This window comes from Mesorhizobium sp. ES1-4 (genome assembly GCF_020164745.1).
Taxonomy (GTDB): Bacteria; Pseudomonadota; Alphaproteobacteria; order Rhizobiales; family Rhizobiaceae; genus Mesorhizobium.
Window position 1 is genome coordinate 26,240 of the sequence record NZ_JAIUGV010000014.1, and the last position, 23,283, is coordinate 49,522.

Consider the following 23,283-nt stretch of genomic DNA (forward strand, 5'->3'; position numbering starts at 1 on the left):
AACGACAGCAATGGCCCGAGCGGCAGGCCGGAAATCGGCGGCAGAAGGCGGCGGGCAAACGCTGGCAAGCTGACTTTCTTCGGTCCATCGCGGACGCGCCACAATAGGCGGGGCTGTGCGGGAGAAAGTTTGCTCCGGATCAAATACGAGCGCGAATGACCTGCGAAGGACAAGAGGTTGGCCGCGCCTGTGCCCTGGCAGGCGCGGCGACAGGACACATGCCATCGAGGGCTGCTTTCGAATAGGCTCCGCCTACTAAGTTCGATCCGGCGCATGGAGGCCATCGTGCGGTCTGATGAACACTGGCCGCAGACCGCAAAGGTCTGGCGACAGTTCGCCCAGATGGATCTCGTCCTGGAGCGGCTGGAAATCGATCCTGCCCTTGCAGCCCGCAAATCGGGTGGGACGGCGATCGCGAATGCGCGCGACATCTGCCTCGCTTGCCTGTTGCAGCGCCAGTGCAGCCAGCGGCTGGAACAGGACGATCCTTGCGCCGTCCTCGAATTCTGTCCGAATGCCGGATTTCTCAAGGAGTGCAGCCGGACGCACGAGTGAGCTAACTGTCGCCCATATCGACCGTGCGCGGCTTTGAAGCCGCCGCTTTCCGACGCTCTCTTGTCGCAATGTCAACGTCTTGATCGACCGGCCATGGCATCGGAAAGACGCCGGCGGGTGAGCTGGCGCTGGACCCCTTCTATGCATGATCGCAGCCTTCCCCTGTTTCCAACTCGTGGTTCGTACGTGTCCTATCTGGAGAGCAAAGGGGACCTGAACACTATCTCGGCATCGGTCTCAATGCGGCTTGAGATTACCGAGATTCATCGGCGGGTGATCGCTGCCGGCGGTCCGGGTCTGCGACTGACGCAGGCGCTGGACCAGCGCGGCGCCTTGTCGGGCCTGCCTGTGGTCGCCATCCTTTTGGCACGGCCCGGCGCGTCGCGTGGGGCTTGGGCACCGATATGGAGGGACTTCGCGCTCTGCGAACTTCTGGCGTGGATGCGTTAGCCGCAACCGCCGCAAAACCTGCAGCAGGTCCGGATGATGCTGCCGGCCGCCCACAGGGCGTTTCAGACGAGGCCGAAGATCGTTGCGGCGCCTAAGGAGTGGAGCGAAGCCGAGCCGGACTTCTCGCTCCTGCCCGTCCAGACCTGCTGGCCGGGCGACGCCGGGCCGCTCATCACCTATTAGCCGGTCGTCGTCACATCGTACGCTGGCTGCCGATGCGCGACGGCGCGGCGCATCATAAGATCTCGCAGGCGAGGGGACTGGAGATGCCCGTGGCGGCGGTGATCGGAGCCGACCCGGCGACGCTGCTCGCCTCGGTGATGCCGGCGCCAAAAGGCGTATCGGAACTTGCGTGGTCGGGCATGATCAGTGACCGGCGCGTGAGGATGGCACCGTGCAGGGAGATCATGCTGAATGTGCCGACAAGCACCGAGATCGTTCTGGAAGGTACGGTTTCTCCCCTCGACAAAGCGCTCGAGGACGGGGAGGCGATGCCGCGAGGCGGTTGTGCCTGCTATGACGAGATTGGCGGCGTCTGTTCGCCGCGAGCACTGAAATCGGCGCGGCGGGCCGTTCCGGCTACCGTTGCCCGATTGGACGGCGGAGGTCCATTTTGTCCGCATCGCAGCCGGGCATGGTTAGGGAAAGGGCGCCAGATCACTCGCCCTCACCGGGCTTGCCGCTGAAATGGGCGTCGAACTTTCCGGGCACCCCGTTCCAGGCGTCTGCGTCGCCAGGCGGGATTTTCTTGCGCGTTACGTTGGGCCACGACGACGCATATTGATGATTGAGCGCAAGCCAGGCCGGAGCGGCGGAAGGGTCCGTGTCGGGGAAGATCGCCTCCGCCGGACATTCGGGGACGCAGACGCCGCAATCGATGCACTCGTCGGGGTGTATGACGAGCATGTTCTCGCCCTCGTAGAAGCAGTCTACCGGGCACACTTCCACGCAATCCATGTATTTGCATTTGATGCAGTTGTCGGTGACGACGTAGGCCATGTTGTCCGCTTCTTCGATGCGCGGCGCGGCTGCGCGCCCAGTTTCGGGCTGTTGCCGTTCGCGCGGTTCCCATATCGCCCAGTAGCCGAGGCCTCAGGCGGCGATCGATGTCGGCTCCGACGCACGGGCACCCTCGGCCCGCATCGCGGCGGCGGCGAGCCAGTCACGGTACAGGCCCTGGTCTTCCCTGGAAAACGAGCAACGACGCTTCATGTCGTCGAAGGTCTCACCGGGATGACTTCGATCGTAGTCCACTCGAACTAGGGATTCGAGATAAGCACGCTCGGCTTCATCCGCGGGCCGGATGAAATCGTGGGAATTGCTCAGCATGAGAGTCTCCTTTTGGTTAACTCCGAAAATCCGACGCGGCCTGATACCTGTCCTGCTCCAGCGCCCAGATGACGCACGCCGGGCAATCGGCTCCACATCGCTCGATGGCAGAGAAGATCAGGCTAAGCCGCTCCTGGCGTGACAGGGCCGCCGTTGGCAGTGCGCGGACTTGCAACAGGCCGCGCAGGACATGCAGTGCCCGGCGGGAAAAGGACGAGTCGGTCACCAAGGTTGCGCTCCTAAAAGATACATCTGCAATATATCTTTGTGAAAACGGATCGGCAAGTGGGCTGGATGCGACGAGGTGAAGCGTCTTTGCCGACGACCGCTATGCCGCCGGCTGGATGCCGAAATCCTCGGGACTGAGCAAAAGGTCGGCCAAAGTGTAACGGTCAAGCGTTCCCGAGAAAGCGGCGAGCGCCTCCTTCAGCATGCCGCGCAGGCGGCAATTCGGAGTGATCAGGCAGTTGTTGTCGCTTCTGAAGCACTCGACCAGCGCGAAATCGGGCTCCGTTGCCCGCAGCACATCGCCAAGTCTGATCCGCTCCGGTTTCCTGGCGAGCGCTAGTCCTCCGGATCGGCCGCGCACCGCCTTCAGGAAGCCGGCGCGAGTCAGTTGGTTGGCCACCTTCATAAGATGCGCACGCGAAATCCCGTAAACCTGAGCAGTTTCCTCGATAGTGATTAGCCGGTCACCCTTGGCCGCCGCGTACATGAGCAAGCGCAGGGAATAGTCGGAGAAGTCGGTCAGTCGCATTCAAAGCCCTCTTGGCGAACCGTAGACGCCACCCTCGCGATCCAAAGGCATAAAGATGCTATGAGATGTATGTTTTGCAAGGCCTGCCAATTTTAACGCTATTGGCGGTGGCGGACGCTAAAACATACATTGACAATGTATCTTTTAGCGTCGAATATCCACGACCGGAGACGCAACGCAAATTGCGTTCCTACGGCGGCGGCCCGCGACGGGCCGGATACGCCGCTCATCATCGCTATCGAAGGAAACAATCCAATGGCGCACACGACAGACGCAGAGATCAACGAAATAGATGTCCGCACCCTGGTGCCGATGCAGAGGCACCAGAAGATCTTCGAGCTTGTCGATCAGCTTGTGCCAGGCGGAAAGTTCGTCCTGATCAACGACCATGACCCCAAGCCCCTCTACTACCAGCTCGAGGCGGAGCATCCGAAGCAGTTCTCCTGGACCTATCTCGAAAGGGGGCCGGCGGTCTGGCGCGTCGAGATCGGTCGACTTTTGAAGGCCGCCTGAGACGGGCATCGAGACGAAACGTGCCGCTCGCAGTGCAGGCGGCACGTGCGGAGGCCGACGTATGATGATCGCGACGGAATCGCAACTGGACGACGAAAAGGTCAAGGAGGCGCTTCGCCTCGTGATCGACCCGGAACTCGGCTACAACATCGTCGACTTGGGGCTGATCTACGCTGTCCTGGTCAACGACGGCGGCGTCGTCAACATCGTGATGACCACCACGACGCGCGGCTGCCCCGCCACCAACTACCTGAAGGAGGGGGCACGCGACGCCGCCTGGAGCGTTCCCGGCGTCGAATTCGTCGACGTCACCCTGACCTATGAACCGCCCTGGTCGCCACAGAAGATGAGCGCGACTGCCAAACAGCACCTTGGCATTACAGACAGCGGGGAGTGGTGACATGGGCGCCGGCCGGACCAGCACAACCGAGCGCGACTTTGCGCATCCCGGTGGCGACGACAATCACGTGGCTGGACTGGCGGACCTTCTGGTCGCCAGTCTCGAGATCCTGGCGAAGGCCGGACAAGCCGATGCCGCCTGCCGCGCGGCCGGCAAGGCCTGTGCCGTGCTGCGTCAAGCTCACCCCGCCCAATGGCGGAAATTCAACGCGCTCCTGCACCGGTTGAGCGGACAGGTGCGCTTGGACGAGCGGTAGAGGTGGTCGTCGCGAGCGGCATCCAGCGGTGCCAACGCCTCCGGGCGATCTATGCCAGCCACACCGGAAATCAGCAACAGGGGAGTTCAATGGGTGAAAGTGTCGTTCAGGTAGGCCAAGTCAGGCGCGTTGGCGACGGTTTTGAAGCACGGCTCGATCGGCTTATCGGACATGATAGAAATGCAATTTGGCATATGCTTACCGCGCCCAAGGCGCTTGCGCAGTGGCTCGCGCCCGGCTCTATCGAGCTGCGGGCCGGCGGCGTGGTTCATATCGACTTCGCAGAAAGCGGACGGACGATCAAGAGTACCGTGCTTCAATTGGATCCGCCACGGCTGCTTGAGTACTCATGGAGCAGTGGCGATGAACCCAAGCGACCGCTGCGTTGGGAGCTGACCGCGACCGCGGACGGAACGCAGCTCGTGATGACCCTGCGGCTACCCGCGGGAGAAGATATCGCCAAGGCATGTGCTGGCTTTGATGCCCATCTTGAGATGTTGGGTGCGGCGCTTGAGGGCGTCCCGATTGGCTTTCCCGTAGATTTTTTTTGAAGGCTAGGCGCGCCTACAAGGAATTACTGCCGGAGTAATGGCATCGACTCCACGCATGATCATTTCCCACCATCCATGCCCACACACGATAAGCCTCCTCCCGGCCTTGCCGCGGAGCAGCTCTCCGACATTGGGCCGAACCGAAGCCGAGGAGGGGGCGAGATCGATCATTCCAGCTGCAACAATGTCAGGAGGGCAGTCGGCAGGAAGCCGACCGCGCTTCGGTTTTCTCGATCCCCGGATTGTTTGCGCTGCGGCAAAGTTTGCGAATGATGCCGAAGCTAAAAGATATCGCAACAGCACTCAGCATTGAAGGAGCGGGCCGATTTCGAAAGTCGCCCTTCGCATGACCTTGGAGGTGCCAGCATGGCAATCCCACGCACACAGCAGGGAAGATATCCGGCGATACTTTCCTACGGTTTCAGGCCATTCTTCCTGCTCGGCTCATTCTACGCGGGCGGCGCGGTTCTGTTCTGGCTGCCGCTGTTCTACGGCCGGCTGGCGACCTTGAGCACCTTCGCGCCCGTGGACTGGCACATTCACGAAATGCTGTTCGGCTACCTCGCGGCCATCGTGACCGGTTTCCTGCTGACGGCGATTCCAAACTGGACCGGGAGGCTGCCCGTGCAAGGGGTCCCTCTGCTGGCGCTCGTCGTTACCTGGCTTGCCGGACGGATTGCGGTGTTCTTCTCGGCCCTGATCGGCTGGCAGGCCGCCGCGGCGCTGGATTGCACATTCCTGCTTGCCGTCATTACGGCCGCTGGCATCGAGATCGTCGCCGGCCGGAACTGGCGGAACCTGAAGGTACTGGCGCCGGTAACAGTCCTCTTTGCTTCGAACGTGGCGTTTCATATCGAAGCGCATTTCAACGGCATTTCGGACATAAGCCGCCGGCTCGCGATCGGCGCCGCGATCGTCCTAATCATGATCATAGGTGGCCGAATCATCCCGAGCTTCACCCGCAACTGGCTGGTCCGCGAGAATCCGGGACGCCTGCCGGCCCCGTTCGGCCGGTTCGATACGGTGACGATCATAGTTTCGGCGATAGCGCTCGCGGTTTGGACTCTATTTCCCATGGAGACGGGGACCGGCCTGTTGCTGATTGTGGCCGCAGTGCTCAATGCGATACGGCTCCTGCGTTGGGCCGGAGACCGCACCTTGCGCGACCCACTGGTATTGATATTGCATCTCTCCTTCATTTTCGTGCCAGCCGGCCTTCTGCTGTCCGGTCTGGCTGCCATCACTCCGGAGATGGTCCCGACAGCCGCGGGCGCACACGCTTTCGGGGTGGGTGCGGTTGCGTGCATGACCATCGCAGTCATGACCCGCTCCACTTTGGGGCACACGGGGCGCCAGTTACAGGCGACTTCCGGAACGTGCTCGGTCTACGTGGCAATCTTGCTCGCGGCGGCTCTGCGGATCGCCGCGGCCTTTGCGTCGGGTCACGAGGTGCTTGTCTATCTCTCTGGCGCCGCATGGGCAGCCGCTTTCCTGGGCTATGTGATGGTTTTCGGAGGCATGCTCGTTCGCCCGCGGTTGCGCTCGCGTTAGCGGGTTTGGCAAAGCATCCGTCTCGCAAAACATTCTCGTAATTGTTTGCGTTTCGACAAACAGGCCCGCCGATCCGGACACTAGCTTCTGCTACCGGGATTGATTACCGCCGCCATCTTCCGGTGTTACCTTCGAGTGGCTGGAATCCAAATCGGCATGCCTAGCTCGTTCTCGTGGAAATATTTGGAGCAGGGGCCGGACGTCCGGCGTGTCGAAACCACAAGGACGAGGCTTCCGGATGTAATTGCGGCGGATAGCGGCGAAAGAGTCTTCTTCTGAATTTTACACGCATCAGTCGGCTTGGATCCGGGGCTGCCGGCCTTTGGGATAATGATGATCGGGAGGTTTACGCATGAAGGTGTCGCTAACGGTAAACGGTTCAGCCATCGAGACTGAGATTTTGCCCCTGCTGCGGTTGAGCGGATTTCTGCGTGATGTTCTTGGCCTGACGGGTCTCAAGGAAGGCTGCTGTGAGGGCGAATGTGGCGCCTGCACGGTGCTTCTGGACCAGAAGCCGGTCAATTCCTGTTTGATGCTCGCTTTCCAGGCCCAAGGACACGAGATCCTCACGATCGAAGGACTCGGCAAGGCTGATATCACTGGGCTGCAACAAGCGTTTCTGGACGTGGGGGCTGTGCAGTGCGGCTATTGCACGCCCGGCATGGTTCTCGCTGCCGAAGGCCTGTTGCGCGCCAATCCTTGCCCTGATGAAGGAGAGATCCGCCATGGGTTGGCAGGCAATATCTGCCGCTGCACGGGGTTCGAGACCATAGTGCAGGCCGTCTTTTCCGAATCTGCCGTGCGGCAAGGAATGGGGCGATGATGCCGCTCGCCATAGCCGTTCCTGCCGACGTTGCCGAACTGCGGGCAGCGATCGTTTCCTCGATGAATCCAGTGCGTTTCCTCGCCGGAGGAACGGATATGTTGATTGCCGGTCGCGCGCTGCCGGAAGCCGGATTGTTGATTGATATTACACGTGTCGCGGATATGGCCTTCATTTCCACGGATGGCTCGGACATTTGTATCGGGGCTGCGACCACTGTCGCGACAGTCGCCTCGCATCCTGGGCTCAGAGCCAGATTGCCCGCCCTTTGCAACGCGGCGGCACAATGCGGCTCTGTCCAGATCCGCAACCGTGCTACCATCGGAGGCAACATCGCCAATGCAGCTCCCGCTGCCGATCTCATGCCTGTGCTGACTGTTGCAGGAGCGCTGCTGAGGCTGATTGGCCGGGACGGTATGCAGAGCGAAATCCTTCTGGGCGATTATACGCCAGCCCACGGTCTGATCACGGACGTGATACTGCCAGGGGCTGGCCTTCTGCGGCGGAGCGCCTTCGTCAAGCTCGGGCCTCGAGAGGATTTGGCCATTTCGCGTCTCAATCTCGCATTGCTGGCCGATTTCCAGAATGGTTGTTTTGGCGCTGTGCGGATAGCGGCCGGTGCGCTTAGTCACGCTCCGCTGATCTTATCCTTCGCAGAGGCAGCACTCTCTGGCCGCAAACTGGAGGCCGCTGTGTTGCGGGACTTCCTGTCTACGCTGGCTGCTGAAGTCGACGCCGCAATTCCTGGCCGAAATTCGCAGCTTTACAAGCGTCGGGCGATCGCTGGACTGGGGCTTGATCTGATTGCGCAGGCGCTGGGATTGAGCCCGCGTGATCGGCTTTTCGAGGAAGCCGTCGAATGAATCAGATCTCCTGCCGGGTACCGCTCATCGACGGTGTGGAAAAGGTTACCGGTGCGCTGCGCTTCACGGCGGATATGAACCTCGATGGGTTGCTGCATTGCGGACTGCTTTTCAGTCCGCGTGCTCACGCCCGGGTCGCCTATGTGAATGCTCACGCTGCGCTGGCGGTCGAAGGGGTACGAGCTGTTTTCTGGCACGAAAATACACCGGCGCACCATTACAATAGTTCGATCTGGTTTGCGGGGCAGGACGCGTTGAAGGACGAGCGTATGTTCGCGCCCGTGGCGCGCCATATAGGCGACCGGGTTGCGGCGGTGGTGGCGGACACGGAGGAGATAGCTCGCCATGCGGCACGTCTGATCGCGGTGGAGTACGTTGATCTCCCTCCTATATTTGCTCCAGAAGCCGCACTGACACATGCCGGGCACGCCTTGCGAGAGGACGACATCCCCACTTTCAGGAACCCTGTCGCCGATGAGGTCTTCATACACGGCAATCCGGAGGCTGGATTTGCCGCGGCCGATCTGATCGTTGAAGCGCGCATCACAACTCCGCGCAGCCACCACTGTGCCATAGAGACTCATGCCTGCATCGCCAGACCTGAACCTGACGGTCGTATCCTGGTTCTTTCCCCATGCCAGAGCGTCTTTGCCGTGCAGGCAGTCGTCGCGCAGGCACTGAACTTGCCGCAAGAGAAGATAAGGGTGATGAAGACCCCCATCGGCGGCTCCTTCGGCGGCAAGGCTGAGCCGATCCTTGATCCCTTGTGCGCCTTCTTTGCGCTGACTCTTCGGCGACCGGTCGTGATCCGCTACAACCGCCATGAGACCTTTACGGCAACCCGCACGCGGTCAAGCGTGACAGGCCGGATGCGGATCGGGCTCAGCTCGGACGGTCGAATCCTTGCACGTGACACAGAAACGCTGGTGGATGTTGGTGCCTACTGCACTGGAGGCAACTACCTGCCGAGTTCGATGCTCCAACGGCTCGTCCGGCTATATGACGTCCCGGCCGAGCGCTACCGTGGACGTGCTGTCTATACGAATACAACTCCTTCGGGTGCGTTTCGCGGTTACGGCTCGCCGCAAATACATACGGTAGCCGAGATTACGCTGGATATTGCCGCGAGGCGGCTGAGAATGGATCCAGTAATCCTGCGGCTGAGAAATCTCGTTGGCCCTGGCGCGATCGAACCCCTGCAGGGACTTGACGTCGGAAACGCCCGCGGGCGGGACTGCCTGATGCGCGGAGCTGCTGCATTCGACTGGAGCGCACGCTGGCAGATTGGCACCGGCGCCGGAAGATGGCGCCGCGGAGTGGGCGTCGCCGCTGCCACTCACATCAACGGCTGTTATCCGGGCTTTCATGAGGAGACTACTGCTACGTTGCGGCTTCTGCCCAGGGGGCGAGCCGAGCTCGTCTGCGCTCTGCATGATCTCGGTTGCGGCGCCGACACGACACTTGCACAGATCGCCGGCGAGACGCTGGGCCTGCGGGCTTGCGACATCGTCATCGTACCGGCCGATACCGATACCTGCCCCTATGACCTTGGCACGCGGGCAAGTCGCATGACGTATATCTGCGGCGAAGCTATCCGACGGGCAGGAACCGTTCTCGCGGCGGCCATCCGGACGGCAGCAGGGCTGGAATTGAATGCCGAAGCGGGCGACTTGCGACTTGCGGCGGGCGCGGCATGCCGTCCGGACGGCTCAGGTCTTACGCTCGCTGAGCTTGCCGGTCGCCTTTTCGCGCGCGGGGCGGACTTGCCCGCGGCAACTGAAACCTATCGTGCCCAAGCCAATCCGGGCTCATATGCGGCGCATTTTGCGGAAGTAGAAGTCGACACACTCACCGGACGAGTGCGCGTGACGGACTATCTCGCGGTTCACGACGTCGGCCGCGCGATCAACCCAATGCTCGTAGAGGGGCAAATCCATGGAGGAATCCAGATCGGTGTCGGATATGCCCTTTACGAGGATGTTGCTATCGACCCGCTCACTGGCCGGATGCGTGGCGACAGCTTCAGCCGCTATACCTTGGCCAATGCCTCCGTGATGCCGCCGATGCGTGTCCTGCTGATCGAAGAGGGTGAGCCGACCGGTCCGTTCGGCGCCAAGGCCGTGGGTGAGATCGCGACAATTCCGGTTGCTGCGGCGGTAGTCAATGCTGTCAACAATGCACTTGGCACCGAACTTACTCATTTGCCAGTAACCCCCGAACGTGTGCTCGCCGCTATGAACTTATGAAAATCCATACTCGCGATCATTTGAACGGTGATGGTACGACGACTGGTCAGCATACGCGCCATCCTTTGCAAGTCGTTATTCAAACATTGCTGGATCTACAATGATCGAACCGGCGCCGATCAGCTCGAGACAGTACGGTACGGCAGGAAAGACCGCGTTCAGGCACACATCGATTGAGGTTGGCTTACCTGGCAGATTTATGATCAGTGAACGGCCGCGCACTCCAGCGGTCTGACGCGAAAGGATTGCCGTGCGCACATACTGCAAGCTGGCCTGCCTCATGAGTTCTCCAAAACCGAGAAGCTCCTTGGTGACGACTTGCTGCATGGCTTCGGGAGTGAGATCTCGGGGAGAAGGTCCGGTTCCTCCCGTTGTAAGGACCAGATCGACCCCGCGCTGATCGCAAAGCTCGACGAGCACATCCCGGACGCTCTCCAGTCCGTCAGGGACAATGTGGCGGATGAAATCACAGGGTGTTGCCAAGACGCGGCGAAGCCAACGCTCTATGGCGGGTCCGCCAAGATCTTCGTAGTCGCCGCGGCTTGAGCGGTCCGACACCGTGACGATTGCGATCTGGGTCATTTATTGTTCGATGTCCGTCTTCAGATTGAAGCGGTTGCTTGCCATCCTGGCCTGGCATGGAAGTAGCCATCGACCAGCGTGCCGGGCAGATCGAGGCACGAAAGTATAAATAGGGCATCCTTGGGATGCTCCCTCCCGTCGGCAAGCGCTCTATAGGTCTTCGCTAACTCGACCATGTCGCACGTGTGCGGAGACAGGCGGATACGCCGGACGCCTCTGGAGGTAAGATCCGCGGGTGCCGGGCAGAAGGCCTGCACCTGGTTGGAGAGCGTCTGCACGCCATTGATCGCGAGGAACTGCTGGTCGTCGAGCGTGTCTACGGCAAGACCATCCGGGTCTCGTTCGCAGGTAAACTGGCAGGAATCCTTGTGAAGGCCGTGGATGCGCGCGTGATAGCATCGGCCGGAAAGCGCGAGCGGCAGCCGGCCAAAGGCGAAGATCTCGAACTCCGCATCGGGGCACGAGCGGGCCAGGTCGCCAATGGCGGCAAGCGACAATTCCACAGGCGGGCATATCGTTGTGGCACCGCGCTGGATCAGGAATTGTGCGGAAGCCTCATTATAGACGTTCAGGAACGGGCCGCTAACGAACGGCATGCCGGCGCGCGACGGCAGGGCAGTGACATCGTTGATTTCGATTAGCCTCTCGTCGGCGCAAAGCTCTTCAATGCTTTTGCGTTCCCGGACGGTCGCTGGCGCCGCCAGCGTGGACAGCACCACTTCCTTTCCCGCACGCTCCAGCCGCTCGATGATCTCGGGCCATGCGGGATCTGAAAACGGCATCCGCTTTCCGCAGACGACTTCACCGACGTGAACCCGGTCGATCGGAGCCTCGTCAGCTATCCTGCGGTAGAAATCCAAGAGGCGGTCAGGCGACCAATGGAAGAAGACGGGCCCAAGCGTCAACGCGATTCCAGACACGGTGCTATCTCCACTTCTTGCTGTACGCTCCTGCCGTCTGCCGGGAACCTTCCGACTGGCCAGCAAGAATCCGATCGATCTCGATCGCGTCGCCACCTTGCTCGACGGCGTCAACGGCTTTTCGGAAGGCGCGGACCACTTCCGTCACGTAACCTTTGCCACGCTGGCGTCCTTCGATCTTCAAGGCGGTTACGCCGGCGGCTTTCAGCCCGGCAATCATCCCGCCGGCGTTCAGGCTGACGGGGTCCTCGAACAAGTAGGAGGTCTTGTCGCCGGCCTTGAATTTGCCCTTGCACAATGTGGGGTAGCCCACTGGCTCGCCAGGCTCGTACCGATCGATCGTGAACCCTGAAAGCCGTGCCGCCGTGCTGCTCGGTTCGTCGTCGTAGCTAACCATTTCGGGTGGGGAGCAGACACCATTCAGATTTGGCGATTTTCCCGTGGCGTATGAAGAGAGGTAGCAGCGGCCTTCGATCATCACGCAAAGGCCGCCGAACACGAATGCCTCCGTCTCTACGTCGATCGCACGGTTGAGCGCGGCGATCTCCTGGACCGAAAGCACCCGCGGCAGCACGACGCGACGGACGCCGAAACTGGTCGCATAGAATCCGATTGCTTCCGGCGTCGCGGCCGCTGCCTGTACGGAGAGATGAAGACGAACTTGCTTATGGTTTTTCGCGACGTGATCGAGGACGGCGATGTCCGCCGCGATGATCGCGTTGGCGCCGCATTCGGCCGCCATGTCCGCGGCCCTCTTCCACAGGACGACATCATTGACCCGCGCGAAGGTGTTGATAGCGACCAGAACCTTGCTGCCGTGGTCATGCGCGAAGCGGACGCCCTCGGCCAGTTCTTCCCCAGAGAAGTTGAGTCCCGGGAAATTCCGGGCATTCGTTTCGTCGCGAAATCCGCAATAGACTGCGTCCGCGCCTGCCTGGACGGCTGCCCTCAACGTAGCGGGGGTTCCGGCCGGGCAGACAAGTTCCATGCGTCCGCTTGTCATGCCTCTGGTGCCTTGCGTCTGGAGTTAGGATCGGCCAATTGGCGCGCAATACCCAGCGCGCCGAGAATTCCCGTATCGACAAGACGAGCCAGCGCGCCGCGCAAGCCGAGCAGATCCGCCGGGCGAAGCTCGGCATCCTCGATCGTGTTCCTCAGTGCGAGCACCGCCTCCGTGCGGCCGCTGATCGAGATGATCCGGCTGAAGAAAAGCGCGTCGCCATCGAGCGTGCCGTCGAGCAGGCTCAACAGTGTCAGAATAGGTCCCCTGATCTGGACGCTTGACGTCGCGGTCTCGCTTTTCCGCACGACACGCACGATTGAGCGCTCTCCGTCCGGCACGACGGTAAATGCGAAGGCGAGGTCAATCGGGTCGATGAAATAGCAAGCCGAACGGTGTTCGCCCAGTCGCTCGAACAGTCGAGGTTCCCGCCCAGCCAGGGAGCGCAAGGACAGCGTTAGCAGGGGCCCAAGTGGCACCCCGGCGATGACCGGGAAAAGAAGGCGAAAGACAGCTGGCAATTTTGCATCGGTGTTTCCCGGGACCATTTGCACGTTTTGGCCGATCAAGAGGATTTTGCGGCGGAAAGGGTGCTGTGCCCTTCGCCGAGCAGTTCTGCAAAATTATCTCTATTGGGACAGAAATCCTGATAGTGGCTTTCGAAATCGAAGGCAGCCATGTGACTGTGACACTGGCGGCGGTGCGGGCAGGTGATGCAGGTCCGTGACATGAAGCGATTGCGAGCCATTTTCCGCGACTCGAACCTGTCCGGATCGATGCCGATCGAAAGCATCGCCAAAGACAGCACGTCTTCCGACGCATAAGGCAGCCGCATGGCGTCGTCGAAATCGCTTCGCGTCAAGCCGATGTTGTCCAGGATGCCTGTGCATTCATCCGCCCCGAGCGCCAAAAATTCCCTTCTTGTCGCTCTGCTCCGACGACGGTCCGCGAGAAGGGCAATTGCGGATTGCAGGGCTCCGACGGTGTCACCGATGAGGCTGCCAGCCATGTGAAATCCTCTCTTGCCTGATGCCGCCGATGATGTCCGCCCTCCTTCGACATCGAAGGGCGACCGGCTTGCATAGAACCGTTGTTTGGAAAATAGCGCGGACGGATCGATCCCTCTTTGCGCTAGCGCAAAGTTCTTCGTCAGCGCTCATGGCAGAATTCACAGGGCCGACGGACCGGTCGAGCCGGATTTCGCCATGCATCAGCGTTGCCTCCCTTCGTTTTCAAATCTCGGTTCGTTCCTTTCGTACCTCGATCGGAACGGGCAACTACAGGAAGTTGGGGTCCCTGTTTCGACACGGCTCGAATTGACCGAGATACACAGGCGGGTGATTGCCTCGAAGGGCCCGGTGCTGCGCCTGACCACGCCCATCGACGACCGTGGCGTCAGGTCGCCCCTTCCTGTCGTCGCAAATCTCTTCGGCACCCGGGAACGCGTCGCTTGGGCCCTTGGCACCGACCTTCACGGACTGGAGACCCTCGGCGCACTCCTTGCGTGGATGAGGTCGCCTCAGGCCCCACAGAACCTTCGTCAAGCCCGACAGATGCTGCCCGCCGCGCGCGGCGCACTCGTCGCGCGGCCGAAGATCGTCTACCCGCCCGGAGAGTGGCGGGATGCCGATCCGGATTTTTCACTTCTTCCCGTCCAGACTTGTTGGCCAGGAGACGCCGGCCCCTTGATAACGTGGCCCGTGGTTATCACTCGCCCACCTGGCGAGGACGATCCGAGCACATACAATCTGGGCGTATATCGCATGCAGGTGCTTGCTCGTGATCGCGCCATCATACGATGGCTGCCCATGCGAGGTGGCGCCGCCCACCATCGCATGTGGCAGGCGCGGGGCCTTGAGATGCCGGTGGCTGTTATCATCGGGGCGGACCCAGCCACGTTGATCGCGTCGGTGATGCCGGCGCCCGAAGGCGTGTCGGAGCTGGCGCTGTCTGGGATGATCAACAACCGCCGAGTCGGATTGGCGCCGTGCAAGAGCATCATGCTTCACGCGCCAACCAGTGCGGAAATCGTGCTTGAAGGTGTCGTCTCTCCAACAGAAACGGCGTTGGAGGGACCCTTCGGCGACCACACCGGATATTACAACGCGCCAGAACGATACCCCGTATTCAACCTCAAGCGCGTTCGCGTCCGTGACGGGGCAAATTACCTGACCACCTTCACCGGGCGCGCACCCGACGAGCCCTCGGTCCTCGGCGACGCGTTGCTTGACGTGTACAAGCCGCTGTTGCGCCAGCAGATACCCGAGATTGTCGACGTGTGGCTTCCACCGGAAGCCTGCTCTTACAGGATTGCCGTTATCTCGATCGCCAAGAAATATGCCGGACAGGCCAGGCGCGTGATGATGGGGTTCTGGTCCCTGCTGCCGCAGTTCTCGATGACCAAGATGATCGTCGTGGTGGATGACGACATCGACATTCGATCATGGCCGGACGTGATGTGGGCGGTTGCCACCCGCATGGATCCCTCGCGCGATCTGATGCAGGTGGATCGGACCCCTATCGACCAGCTCGACTTCGCGTCGCCGCTCGAAGGACTTGGGGGAAAGGTCGGGTTCGACGCAACGCGCAAGATCGGATCCGAGACCTCTCGCGAATGGGGAGAGGAGCTGAAGATGTCAGCGCACATTGAGGAGCAGGTATCACAGCGATGGAACGAGATTTTTTCGCAAACGACCGCCCAGGTGCAAGAATGACCAAACGCTTGATTGTCGGTGTCACTGGTGCATCCGGCTCCGTGCTCGCACTAGAGACCATCCGTCAGTTGGTCAGGGCCGGGGTTGAGACGCATCTCGTCGCCTCGAAGGGTGCGCGCATGACAATCGCTCATGAACTGGGCACCGACGGCCTTGCCCAACTGACCTCTGCCGCCAACCACGCATATTCCTATCAGGATCTGGCTGCGCCCATTGCCAGTGGCTCTTTCAGAACTGATGGCATGATCGTCGTTCCCTGTTCGATGCGGACCTTGGCGGCCATGGCGCACGGTTTGGGCGACAACCTTGTCACCAGGGCCGCCGACGTCGTCCTGAAGGAAAAGCGCCGGTTGGTCATCGTGCCGCGCGAGGCGCCGCTGCATGAAGGGCACCTTGACGCGATGCTCCGGCTGGCGCGGATGGGGGCGATCATCGCGCCGCCAGTGCCGCCATTCTATGTCAAGCTGGCCTCGATTGAGGAAATGGTGGTCGAGATGGCTGCCCGGCTGGTCAGCTGGGCCGGCGTGGACCCAGGCAACAAGCTGACGCGTTGGGGCGAACAGAAAGTCGCCGTCGCGTGATCGTCCTGATGGATTTGCTCACCGGGCAAGGATTGCAATGAACTTCCAGACGTCGAAAGGCGCGACGTATGACGTGCGGAGACTTCCACCTGAAAGGAAGCAGTCCGCCGTCTTGTCAATGTTCGACGGACTCAATCCCGGTCAAACATTCGTGGTCGTTCTCGATTTCGATCCCGATAAACTCAGGCGTCAGTTCGAGGCGTTCTTTGCCGGCGAGCACATTTGGGTTTGCCTTAGATCGGGGCCACCAGATTGGCTGATCGAGATAGGAAGACCAGAATCGGCGCGGTAATGTCGAACCCAACTAAATGAGATAGCATACGTCGGTCAAACTGATCTGGTCACTTCAAGGCTCAGTTGGCAGTGACGGTGAGGGTCCCCTTCATTCCAAGCTCGTAGTGCCCCGGAATCAAGCAGGCGAAGTCGAATTGGCCGGGGCTGGTGAAGGTCCAGATGATCTCGCCTTCTCCTTGGGGGGCGATGCGGGTCGCATTGAGGTCGACATGTGACATGTCAGGAAGTCTCTCCATCCCGGCCTTATGCTCCATCACCTGCTCATGCGTATCCATTACAAATTCGTGGTCGTATTCGCCTTCGTTGGTGAGGGCGAGACGCACCGTCTCGCCCTGTTTCACGGTGACTGAAACCGGATCGAACGCCATCGATCCATCTGCGTTCTCGATCATGCCTATCCTGATGGTCCGGTCTACTTTGGCCGCCACGCCAGGCTTACCGATGGTCATCATTTCATGGCCGCCATGAGTGCCGGAATACATTCCTGCAGCAAGCGCCGGGACGGCGAAGAGAACCATGGCGACTGTTGGTATCGTGCATTTCTTCACGCGATTTCTCCTTGCGAAATGTGCTGAGTTTCACCCGTACCGGAGGTGACCGCACACTCCGGTAGATCGCTGGAACCGGGGCCCAGGGACGGCTGCTGCCCTCACCAGCTCTTACGGCGGACCACCTATGGCGGGGTCTGCACCGGGGATAAACTGAGTTGCCGCATCGAAAATGCACCTTCCTTTGCAGTGCTCGCGATATCATCAAACAGGAATGCGAAATCCATGTAGACGCTGCGATCCCGTTCGGTTGCGCCCATTTCATCGAGATCCTGCAGGAAGAAGAGAATGGCTTCTATGCGCTCGCGTTGACTGCGGGCGTTGGAAAGATGTTCGCGTGCCGCGCGCCGGACTTCCAGCGCCGTAAATCGCACCAGCGCCTCGTCGAGCCTGGAACGGCACTCACAGTCGAGCCGGGCATCCTTGATCAAATTTGCCAGCCGACCGACAACTGTCATGTCGGCAAAGCGCCGGGTGCCCCCGTCGACGCTACTCAATGGAACGTTCTGCTTCATATTTTCTTCGCTCCTGTCGCAAGGCAATCAAATCTGGCGGCGTCCAATAGAACCATTGGCACAGCGCGAGGCGAGACGTTGCGCGGCCAGTCGCAACGCAAACAGACGCATCGCCTTCCCCGTCAGCCGGCCCGGTCTCGAAATTTCTTTGACTATAATCGACCATTTTGCAGCCTGTTTGCGCTGGAGCAAACACGGAGATCGATCATCGACAGTATTGCCTTCGGACTGAGCTTTTCCGACCGCCAACGTGGGTTGTGAAGCGACACGAGGATGCCGTGTCAGTCATCCCTCGTAGAGGAATTGTTGCATGGCTACTGACGGGAGTGTGCTCACTTTCGATGCGAAGCAGAAGCAGACGTCGGCGCCGTTTCAGCCATTTTTTCTGATCGCGGGGCTGGATGCGATTGTAGGTGCGGCGGTTTGGCTGCCGTCGGCGTTCGGAATACAGGCCATGGGTCCGACAGGCATTTCTCCCGGCGATTGGCATCGCGACGTGCTTCTGTTCGGTATGGTTCCAGCCATCTTGACTGGTTTTCTGCTGACGGCGCTTCCCCGATGGACAAGATGCCGTGCGGTCTCACCGCTCACAACACGTTTGCTGGTTGCCCTATGGCTGTGCAGCCGGGGGACTTTCCTGTTTCTATCGTATTCGGCCGGGCTAGCCCTCTCGGCGCTATTGGTGCTGACGCTCCTCTTGATTGCGGCAGGACGGGTGATCGCCAGCCGTGACCGCCGCAACCTGAAGATACTATTTTTGCTGCTTGTCTTTTGTGGCGGCAACATGCTCGCGGCAGCGTCCTACCAAGTTGAATTTGCGCTGCGGCTGGCCTTGGCTTCGATCGTTGGCCTCGTCATGATCATCGGAGGGCGGGTCGTTCCGGCTTTGACGGCAGCCTATGTCGAGAGCGCTGGCAGTCGGATCTTCATCGATCGCTCCGTCGTTTTGGAGTATGCAGCAGCGGTTATAGCAGCGTGCGCCTTTGGTTTGTGGGTTGTTGCGCCGCAGGCGCAACTCACCGGCCTTGCCTGCGCCCTTGCCGCCTGCAGCCAGGCGACGCGAGCCGCCCAATGGAACGGCTGGCAAAGCGTGGCATCATCGACAGTTCTGGCACTTCACATTGGATATGGTTGGATCTTCATAGGTTTCGGACTACTTGCGATCCACATTCTGGTGCCGGAACGCTTGGGGCAGGCGGTCGCCATTCATGCCTGGACGATCGGTGCCATCGGCACGATGGCCCTCGCCATTATGGCGAGCATGATTCGCAAGCACAGCCGCCGCGCCTTCGTGTCTTCGGTTCCGGCGGCCGGCGCGTTCGTAGCGATGACGATCTGCTGCCTGTCGCGCCTGCTGGTCGATATGTTGCCCAGCTACGGCGCTCTTTTAACGAGCCTTTCAAGCACCCTGTGGGTTGTCGCCTTCGGCCTGTTCTTGGTTGCGTTCCGTCGAATGCTCATCCCGCAATTATGAAGCAACGCCGGCTTCACCAGAGCCGGAAAAATAGAAGCCAGCCGGCGCCGGCTAGCATCATGGCCAGCCCGACGAATGATACCGCGAGCGCCCGTCGGTCAGGCTCCCGGCTATAGATGCCCGTCACTTGCCAGGACAGCACCCCGGACCAGATAGTGCGCAAGCACTAGCGTCGCGGCATGCAGCGGGCTGATAAATGGAGGTTCGACGCCGTCCGAACGACGTTGGCTGACCGTGAATACGGAGAGGCAGAGAAAGACTCCGGCCCCCGGCCAGGGTATGGGTGTCTGGGCAAGATGATGGTGTCGCCCCGCTGCCAGGGACCAAGGCTGCGCGCGGCACGATAGCCAATGCTGGGATCATTTGAAAGCGACCGGGATGAGCAAGGCCCAATCCTCAAGATTCCCTTGATAACAGGCCGCCATCTCATATTTGGCGCTTCAGGCTTTCGGCTTGATTGAATTCTGGCGACGCTTCTCGTCCAACCTCGTTTTGATCAGCGCACGGCGCTGTTTGCGCGACTTATGACGCGATTTGAAAGACGCATAGGCTAGCACAGCGCAGAAGGCGAAGACTTCCAACACTAGGACGGTGATTGTTGAACTGTCCGTTGGCACATTCGTTCTCCCTACATCGACGGATTGAGGAGACTGTAGGAATGACGGACAAGCGTTGACTTCGATCAACCAAAAACAACGATTGCCATGACTTCGGTCAATCAGACCAAGAAGTCAGCGGTATCTGCCCCGTCGATAAGCGGGTCGACTTTGCATTCTGCGGCGATGCGGGGAGCGTCAAGAATTGCTATCGTCTGCCCGTCGACCCTAATGCACGATCTCCCGAGACGCGACAGCGCACGCGATAAAGATTCCCGGGTTATGCCGAGTTCCGAGGCGATGAGCGTCTTCTCAAACGGCAGAACGGCTCTGTCCGGCGTGCCTTGCTGCTTCGACAGGGCCAGGAGATAGCATCCGACACGCTGGGTCGAGGATCTCAGCTTGAGGTTCTTGACCTGCCGGACCATGCGTCGAAATTGTTGGGCAAGGCTTTCGATTACCGCATGTGCCAACAAAGGGTCCGCCTCCACGGCTGCGCGAAACGCCGCCGCATGAACCAGCAGAAAACGCGAAGGCTCAGGCACGCGTGCCTGCATGAGGTAGGGTGCACCCGTCACTACAGCAGCAGGTATGATGAGGTCAGGGGCCTGAACGGCCTCGATCAACACTTCCCGGCCTTCGGTGGATCGTCCAAACAAGTGCGCTGATCCCGATAGCACGATAAGTTGGAAGTTCGGCACGTCACCTTGCTCGAACAAGACAGTGCCGGTGGCCACACCGTGGACCATGGCATTTCGCAGTAGGTCGGTTCGCCTGGACGCGGATAGCGCTCGAAACAGCGGCAGCGCCTCCGGTGCCACGCCCTTATCCGTTATTCGATGCAACAGATTGTCTCCTAGACCGAGGCGCTCTCAACGACCGCTGCATCGTTCGTGACAAAAGTCACAGCAGTCTTTGATTTAGATCAATGTTGCAGAACGCCGCCTTGGCCATTTTGGCTTCAGGCGGACACGATTCCGCTCCTAGGGACCAACTCTCGAAGCGGGGCGTCGACGATGCAAACGACTGTGTATCCGAAGTCCAGTCAAATCCTAGGTGCGAGCACGGCAGCGTTCACGGTCTGCTTCGCGGTCTGGACCATCTTCTCCATTATCGGCATCCGTATCCGCCAGGAACTCGGCCTCAGCGAAACACAATTCGGCTTGCTCATAGGAACGCCGATTCTTACAGGCTCCCTAATAAGGGTGGTGCTGGGTATTTGGACGGACCGTTATGGCGGCCGGATCGTCTTCACGACGAATATGCTCGCCGCAGCCGTCGCGACATTTCTGCTGTCCTACGCTCACACTTATTCGCAAATGCTGGTGGCTGCCCTCGGCGTCGGCATAGCTGGCGGCTCCTTTGCGTCTGGTGTTGCCTATGTATCGCGCTGGTTCCCACCTGAGCGGCAAGGTATAGCGCTTGGCATCTTTGGCGCGGGCAATGTCGGAGCGGCTGTCACCAAGTTCCTCGCTCCCTTCGTCCTCGTTGCCTTTGGCTGGCAGGTCGTGGCGCAGGTCTGGGCAGCGGCCCTCGTCATCATGGCCGTCATCTTCTGGCTAACGACCGAGGATGACCCGGTTATCGTCGAGCGGCGGCGGTCCGGCATCAAGCCGAAAAGCGCCTGGCTCGAACTTGAGCCGTTGAAGAATGTGCAGATCTGGCGCTTTGCGCTCTACTATTTTTTCGTCTTCGGCGCCTTTGTCGCGCTCGCGCTCTGGCTGCCTCAATATCTCATCAACGTCTACGGCCTCGACATCAAGACAGCTGGAATGATTGCGGCCTTCTTCTCGGTGCCGGCGAGCCTCTTTCGCGCCTATGGCGGACACCTGTCTGACAGCTTTGGCGCGCGACGCGTGCTCTACTGGACGTTCCTGGTTTCAGCCATAGCGACCTTTATCCTGGCATACCCACCGACCGACTACGTGGTCCACGGCATCAACGGCGCGACCTCCTTCCATCTGGAGATGAGTCTCGTCGGCTTCGTCATCACGATATTTGTGCTCGGCTTCTTCATGGCCCTCGGCAAGGCAGCCGTCTACAAGCACATCCCGGTCTATTATCCCGAACATGTGGGCTCGGTCGGCGGCCTTGTCGGGATGATCGGCGGCCTGGGCGGCTTCCTGCTGCCGATCCTGTTCGGTTTGCTGCTTGACCTCACCGGCCTGTGGACGAGCTGCTTCATGGCGCTCTTTGTCCTGGTCACTGGTGCGCTCCTGTGGATGCACGTCGCCATCCGCCAGATGGAACGCGGGGTCGCCGGCGAAGCCCTCGCCAAGCTCCCGCCGTTCCCCGAAATGCAGGGCATGCCGAAGCCCGTGATAGGAGCCCGATCGGGCGGTGCTCTCACCGACTGGCGTCCGGAGGACAAGGTATTCTGGGCTGAAAGCGGCCACCGCATCGCACGGCGCAACCTATGGCTTTCGATCCCGGCGCTTCTCCTTTCTTTTGCCATCTGGCAGGTATGGTCCGTCGTCGTCGCCAAGCTGCCGCTCGTCGGCTTCACCTTCACCACCGACCAGCTCTTCTGGCTTGCAGCTCTGCCCGGAATCTCGGGCGCGACGCTGCGCATCTTCTATTCCTTCATGGTGCCGATCTTTGGCGGCAGGCTCTGGACGACCCTAACGACCTGGTCGCTCCTCATCCCGGCGGTCGGGATAGGTTATGCAGTGCAGAATCCTGACACGCCCTATGTCGTGCTGCTGATGCTGGCGCTGCTGTGCGGCTTCGGTGGCGGTAACTTCGCCTCTTCGATGGCCAATATCTCCTTCTTCTTCCCGAAGGCGGAAAAGGGCAATGCGCTAGCGCTCAACGCCGGGCTCGGCAATCTCGGTGTGAGCGTCGTCCAGTTCGTGGTGCCGCTGGCAATCACAGCGGGGGTCTTCGGCTGGCTCGGAGGCGATCCGGCCATGGTCAAGGGACCGACGGGCGATGCGCCACTATGGCTGCAGAATGCCGGCTTCGTATTCGTGCCGTTTATTGCGCTCTCGGCTTTCGCGGCCTGGTTCGGCATGAACGACATTGCCTCGGCCAAGGCGTCGTTCGCCGATCAGGCCGTCATCTTCCAGCGCCGGCACAACTGGATCATGTGCTGGCTCTACACTGGAACCTTTGGGTCTTTCATCGGCTATTCGGCGGGTTTCCCACTGCTCTCGAAGATGCTGTTCCCGGACGTCAATGCGCTTCAGTTCGCCTTCCTCGGCCCGCTCGTCGGTGCTCTGTCACGCTCGGGCACTGGGTGGCTTGCGGACAAATATGGAGGTGCGCGCGTCACCTTCTGGGTCTTCGTCGTAATGATCGCGGGTGCCGCGGGGGTGTTGTGGTTCATCGGCATCAAGGATCAACCCGGTGCATTTCTTGGCTTCTTCGCCGCGTTCCTTCTGCTGTTCTTTGCTACTGGTGTCGGCAATGCCTCCACCTTCCAGATGATCCCTGTGATCATGGCCAAGGAGATTGGCCGCTTGATGCCCGCGGCGGATGCAGAGACGCGCCGTCGGCAAGCGGAGAAGGAATCCGCTGCCATCACCGGCTTTACATCGGCGATCGCAGCCTTCGGCGCCTTCTTCATCCCCAAGAGCTATGGCAGTTCGATCGCCTTGACGGGCGGGCCGAGCGCCGCGCTCTGGGGATTCTTGATCTTCTACGTCAGCTGCCTGGCCATCACCTGGGCGGTCTATACCCGCAGGGGTGGCCTTCTCCACGATATCGAGCGTGCCAAGCGCGGCGCGTCCATCCATCCGGCCGCAGCCGAATAATCAAAGGCAA

The 23,283-nt window shown here is 60.5% G+C and carries 28 protein-coding genes; 17 read left to right on the forward strand and 11 right to left on the reverse strand.

Annotation, left to right across the window (positions count from 1 at the left end; translation table 11 throughout):
* The first annotated feature begins 285 nt into the window (after positions 1-285).
* The 4 genes from LB556_RS23860 to LB556_RS31715 all read left to right on the forward strand — a co-directional run bounded on the left by LB556_RS23860 (position 286) and on the right by LB556_RS31715 (position 1,691).
* Entirely contained in the window at positions 286-555 is a 270-nt protein-coding gene (locus tag LB556_RS23860) for a hypothetical protein (protein WP_224570059.1), read from the forward strand.
* Between the two features lie 240 nt (positions 556-795).
* A complete protein-coding gene (locus tag LB556_RS32070) occupies positions 796-1,005 on the forward strand; it encodes a hypothetical protein (protein WP_411908610.1) in 210 nt (69 codons plus the stop codon).
* A gap of 33 nt (positions 1,006-1,038) precedes the next feature.
* Positions 1,039-1,188 (forward strand): UbiD family decarboxylase domain-containing protein, encoded by a 150-nt coding sequence (locus tag LB556_RS32075; RefSeq protein WP_411908609.1) that lies wholly within the window; start codon positions 1,039-1,041, stop codon positions 1,186-1,188.
* A gap of 32 nt (positions 1,189-1,220) precedes the next feature.
* Positions 1,221-1,691, forward strand: coding sequence for a UbiD family decarboxylase domain-containing protein (locus tag LB556_RS31715; RefSeq protein ID WP_140892512.1), 471 nt, complete (start codon positions 1,221-1,223; stop codon positions 1,689-1,691).
* On the opposite strand, the gene fdxA is transcribed toward LB556_RS31715, so the two are convergent.
* The 3 genes from fdxA to LB556_RS23880 all read right to left on the reverse strand — a co-directional run bounded on the left by fdxA (position 1,663) and on the right by LB556_RS23880 (position 3,091).
* A complete protein-coding gene (gene fdxA, locus LB556_RS23870; RefSeq protein ID WP_140892514.1) occupies positions 1,663-2,004 on the reverse strand; it encodes a ferredoxin FdxA in 342 nt (113 codons plus the stop codon). The two genes, LB556_RS31715 and fdxA, sit on opposite strands and share 29 nt — an antisense overlap.
* A gap of 93 nt (positions 2,005-2,097) precedes the next feature.
* Positions 2,098-2,334, reverse strand: coding sequence for a hypothetical protein (locus tag LB556_RS23875; RefSeq protein WP_224570060.1), 237 nt, complete (start codon positions 2,332-2,334; stop codon positions 2,098-2,100).
* 328 nt (positions 2,335-2,662) lie between these two features.
* Positions 2,663-3,091, reverse strand: coding sequence for an RrF2 family transcriptional regulator (locus LB556_RS23880; RefSeq protein WP_224570061.1), 429 nt, complete (start codon positions 3,089-3,091; stop codon positions 2,663-2,665).
* Between the two features lie 255 nt (positions 3,092-3,346).
* On the opposite strand from LB556_RS23880, the gene LB556_RS23885 reads away from it, so the two are divergent.
* The 8 genes from LB556_RS23885 (at position 3,347) to LB556_RS23920 (ending at position 10,294) form a co-directional block, all read left to right on the forward strand.
* On the forward strand, positions 3,347-3,604 hold the full coding sequence (locus LB556_RS23885; RefSeq protein ID WP_140892518.1) for a DUF2249 domain-containing protein: 258 nt from the start codon (positions 3,347-3,349) through the stop codon (positions 3,602-3,604).
* A gap of 64 nt (positions 3,605-3,668) precedes the next feature.
* Positions 3,669-4,004: a metal-sulfur cluster assembly factor gene (locus tag LB556_RS23890; RefSeq protein WP_411908611.1), complete on the forward strand. Its 336-nt coding sequence runs from the start codon at positions 3,669-3,671 to the stop codon at positions 4,002-4,004.
* Position 4,005: 1 nt separating this feature from the next.
* Positions 4,006-4,260, forward strand: a complete 255-nt coding sequence (locus tag LB556_RS23895) for a hypothetical protein (RefSeq protein ID WP_224570063.1) — start codon at positions 4,006-4,008, stop codon at positions 4,258-4,260.
* 89 nt (positions 4,261-4,349) lie between these two features.
* Entirely contained in the window at positions 4,350-4,811 is a 462-nt protein-coding gene (locus tag LB556_RS23900; protein WP_224570064.1) for an SRPBCC family protein, read from the forward strand.
* A gap of 366 nt (positions 4,812-5,177) precedes the next feature.
* On the forward strand, positions 5,178-6,362 hold the full coding sequence (locus LB556_RS23905) for an NnrS family protein (RefSeq protein ID WP_224570163.1): 1,185 nt from the start codon (positions 5,178-5,180) through the stop codon (positions 6,360-6,362).
* A 352-nt stretch (positions 6,363-6,714) separates the two neighbouring features.
* Positions 6,715-7,185 carry a (2Fe-2S)-binding protein gene (locus tag LB556_RS23910; RefSeq protein ID WP_224570065.1) on the forward strand — a complete coding sequence of 157 codons (471 nt, stop codon included), beginning with the start codon at positions 6,715-6,717 and terminating at the stop codon, positions 7,183-7,185.
* Positions 7,182-8,048, forward strand: coding sequence for an FAD binding domain-containing protein (locus tag LB556_RS23915; protein WP_224570066.1), 867 nt, complete (start codon positions 7,182-7,184; stop codon positions 8,046-8,048). The genes LB556_RS23910 and LB556_RS23915 overlap by 4 nt, the downstream gene beginning before the upstream one ends.
* Entirely contained in the window at positions 8,045-10,294 is a 2,250-nt protein-coding gene (locus LB556_RS23920; RefSeq protein WP_224570067.1) for a xanthine dehydrogenase family protein molybdopterin-binding subunit, read from the forward strand. Before LB556_RS23915 ends, LB556_RS23920 begins: the two co-directional genes overlap by 4 nt.
* A 75-nt stretch (positions 10,295-10,369) precedes the next feature.
* Here the strand turns inward: LB556_RS23920 and mog are convergent, their stop codons facing one another.
* From mog to LB556_RS23945, 5 genes are read right to left on the reverse strand one after another with little or no spacing between them, the layout of a single operon-like run.
* Positions 10,370-10,876, reverse strand: coding sequence for a molybdopterin adenylyltransferase (gene mog / locus LB556_RS23925; RefSeq protein WP_224570068.1), 507 nt, complete (start codon positions 10,874-10,876; stop codon positions 10,370-10,372).
* Between the two features lie 20 nt (positions 10,877-10,896).
* Entirely contained in the window at positions 10,897-11,796 is a 900-nt protein-coding gene (locus tag LB556_RS23930) for a U32 family peptidase (protein WP_224570164.1), read from the reverse strand.
* 4 nt (positions 11,797-11,800) lie between these two features.
* A complete protein-coding gene (locus LB556_RS23935) occupies positions 11,801-12,799 on the reverse strand; it encodes a peptidase U32 family protein (RefSeq protein WP_224570069.1) in 999 nt (332 codons plus the stop codon).
* Positions 12,796-13,365 carry an SCP2 domain-containing protein gene (locus LB556_RS23940; protein WP_224570070.1) on the reverse strand — a complete coding sequence of 190 codons (570 nt, stop codon included), beginning with the start codon at positions 13,363-13,365 and terminating at the stop codon, positions 12,796-12,798. The genes LB556_RS23935 and LB556_RS23940 overlap by 4 nt, the downstream gene beginning before the upstream one ends.
* Positions 13,362-13,805 (reverse strand): hypothetical protein, encoded by a 444-nt coding sequence (locus tag LB556_RS23945; RefSeq protein WP_224570071.1) that lies wholly within the window; start codon positions 13,803-13,805, stop codon positions 13,362-13,364. Before LB556_RS23945 ends, LB556_RS23940 begins: the two co-directional genes overlap by 4 nt.
* Positions 13,806-14,001: 196 nt before the next feature.
* Between LB556_RS23945 and LB556_RS23950 the strand changes: the two genes are divergently transcribed.
* From LB556_RS23950 to LB556_RS23960, 3 genes are read left to right on the forward strand one after another with little or no spacing between them, the layout of a single operon-like run.
* Positions 14,002-15,510 (forward strand): UbiD family decarboxylase, encoded by a 1,509-nt coding sequence (locus LB556_RS23950; RefSeq protein ID WP_224570072.1) that lies wholly within the window; start codon positions 14,002-14,004, stop codon positions 15,508-15,510.
* A complete protein-coding gene (locus LB556_RS23955; protein ID WP_224570073.1) occupies positions 15,507-16,091 on the forward strand; it encodes a UbiX family flavin prenyltransferase in 585 nt (194 codons plus the stop codon). Before LB556_RS23950 ends, LB556_RS23955 begins: the two co-directional genes overlap by 4 nt.
* Positions 16,092-16,128: 37 nt before the next feature.
* Entirely contained in the window at positions 16,129-16,383 is a 255-nt protein-coding gene (locus tag LB556_RS23960; protein WP_140892543.1) for a DUF2249 domain-containing protein, read from the forward strand.
* 61 nt (positions 16,384-16,444) lie between these two features.
* On the opposite strand, the gene LB556_RS23965 is transcribed toward LB556_RS23960, so the two are convergent.
* Positions 16,445-16,903, reverse strand: a complete 459-nt coding sequence (locus tag LB556_RS23965) for a plastocyanin/azurin family copper-binding protein (protein ID WP_224570165.1) — start codon at positions 16,901-16,903, stop codon at positions 16,445-16,447.
* 155 nt (positions 16,904-17,058) lie between these two features.
* Positions 17,059-17,448 (reverse strand): hypothetical protein, encoded by a 390-nt coding sequence (locus tag LB556_RS23970; RefSeq protein ID WP_140892544.1) that lies wholly within the window; start codon positions 17,446-17,448, stop codon positions 17,059-17,061.
* Positions 17,449-17,758: 310 nt separating this feature from the next.
* On the opposite strand from LB556_RS23970, the gene LB556_RS23975 reads away from it, so the two are divergent.
* The gene (locus LB556_RS23975; protein WP_224570074.1) at positions 17,759-18,922 is read left to right on the forward strand and encodes an NnrS family protein; all 1,164 of its coding nucleotides are present in this window, start codon (positions 17,759-17,761) and stop codon (positions 18,920-18,922) included.
* A 718-nt stretch (positions 18,923-19,640) separates the two neighbouring features.
* Here the strand turns inward: LB556_RS23975 and LB556_RS23980 are convergent.
* The gene (locus LB556_RS23980) at positions 19,641-20,363 is read right to left on the reverse strand and encodes a helix-turn-helix domain-containing protein (protein ID WP_224570075.1); all 723 of its coding nucleotides are present in this window, start codon (positions 20,361-20,363) and stop codon (positions 19,641-19,643) included.
* A gap of 171 nt (positions 20,364-20,534) precedes the next feature.
* Here LB556_RS23980 and LB556_RS23985 point away from each other — a divergent pair, with 171 nt between their 5' ends.
* Positions 20,535-23,273, forward strand: coding sequence for a nitrate/nitrite transporter (locus tag LB556_RS23985; RefSeq protein ID WP_224570076.1), 2,739 nt, complete (start codon positions 20,535-20,537; stop codon positions 23,271-23,273).
* Positions 23,274-23,283: the final 10 nt, after the last annotated feature.

Bases quoted from the DNA above. Each gene is read 5' to 3' on its own strand.
- LB556_RS32070 (WP_411908610.1), top strand. From the start codon at position 796: ATGCGGCTTGAGATTACCGAGATTCATCGGCGGGTGATCGCTGCCGGC.
- LB556_RS32075 (WP_411908609.1), top strand. From the start codon at position 1,039: ATGATGCTGCCGGCCGCCCACAGGGCGTTTCAGACGAGGCCGAAGATC.
- LB556_RS31715 (WP_140892512.1), top strand. From the start codon at position 1,221: ATGCGCGACGGCGCGGCGCATCATAAGATCTCGCAGGCGAGGGGACTG.
- fdxA (WP_140892514.1), bottom strand. From the start codon at position 2,004: ATGGCCTACGTCGTCACCGACAACTGCATCAAATGCAAATACATGGAT.
- LB556_RS23875 (WP_224570060.1), bottom strand. From the start codon at position 2,334: ATGCTGAGCAATTCCCACGATTTCATCCGGCCCGCGGATGAAGCCGAG.
- LB556_RS23880 (WP_224570061.1), bottom strand. From the start codon at position 3,091: ATGCGACTGACCGACTTCTCCGACTATTCCCTGCGCTTGCTCATGTAC.
- LB556_RS23885 (WP_140892518.1), top strand. From the start codon at position 3,347: ATGGCGCACACGACAGACGCAGAGATCAACGAAATAGATGTCCGCACC.
- LB556_RS23890 (WP_411908611.1), top strand. From the start codon at position 3,669: ATGATCGCGACGGAATCGCAACTGGACGACGAAAAGGTCAAGGAGGCG.
- LB556_RS23895 (WP_224570063.1), top strand. From the start codon at position 4,006: ATGGGCGCCGGCCGGACCAGCACAACCGAGCGCGACTTTGCGCATCCC.
- LB556_RS23900 (WP_224570064.1), top strand. From the start codon at position 4,350: ATGGGTGAAAGTGTCGTTCAGGTAGGCCAAGTCAGGCGCGTTGGCGAC.
- LB556_RS23905 (WP_224570163.1), top strand. From the start codon at position 5,178: ATGGCAATCCCACGCACACAGCAGGGAAGATATCCGGCGATACTTTCC.
- LB556_RS23910 (WP_224570065.1), top strand. From the start codon at position 6,715: ATGAAGGTGTCGCTAACGGTAAACGGTTCAGCCATCGAGACTGAGATT.
- LB556_RS23915 (WP_224570066.1), top strand. From the start codon at position 7,182: ATGATGCCGCTCGCCATAGCCGTTCCTGCCGACGTTGCCGAACTGCGG.
- LB556_RS23920 (WP_224570067.1), top strand. From the start codon at position 8,045: ATGAATCAGATCTCCTGCCGGGTACCGCTCATCGACGGTGTGGAAAAG.
- mog (WP_224570068.1), bottom strand. From the start codon at position 10,876: ATGACCCAGATCGCAATCGTCACGGTGTCGGACCGCTCAAGCCGCGGC.
- LB556_RS23935 (WP_224570069.1), bottom strand. From the start codon at position 12,799: ATGACAAGCGGACGCATGGAACTTGTCTGCCCGGCCGGAACCCCCGCT.
- LB556_RS23945 (WP_224570071.1), bottom strand. From the start codon at position 13,805: ATGGCTGGCAGCCTCATCGGTGACACCGTCGGAGCCCTGCAATCCGCA.
- LB556_RS23950 (WP_224570072.1), top strand. From the start codon at position 14,002: ATGCATCAGCGTTGCCTCCCTTCGTTTTCAAATCTCGGTTCGTTCCTT.
- LB556_RS23955 (WP_224570073.1), top strand. From the start codon at position 15,507: ATGACCAAACGCTTGATTGTCGGTGTCACTGGTGCATCCGGCTCCGTG.
- LB556_RS23960 (WP_140892543.1), top strand. From the start codon at position 16,129: ATGAACTTCCAGACGTCGAAAGGCGCGACGTATGACGTGCGGAGACTT.
- LB556_RS23965 (WP_224570165.1), bottom strand. From the start codon at position 16,903: ATGGTTCTCTTCGCCGTCCCGGCGCTTGCTGCAGGAATGTATTCCGGC.
- LB556_RS23970 (WP_140892544.1), bottom strand. From the start codon at position 17,448: ATGAAGCAGAACGTTCCATTGAGTAGCGTCGACGGGGGCACCCGGCGC.
- LB556_RS23975 (WP_224570074.1), top strand. From the start codon at position 17,759: ATGGCTACTGACGGGAGTGTGCTCACTTTCGATGCGAAGCAGAAGCAG.
- LB556_RS23985 (WP_224570076.1), top strand. From the start codon at position 20,535: ATGCAAACGACTGTGTATCCGAAGTCCAGTCAAATCCTAGGTGCGAGC.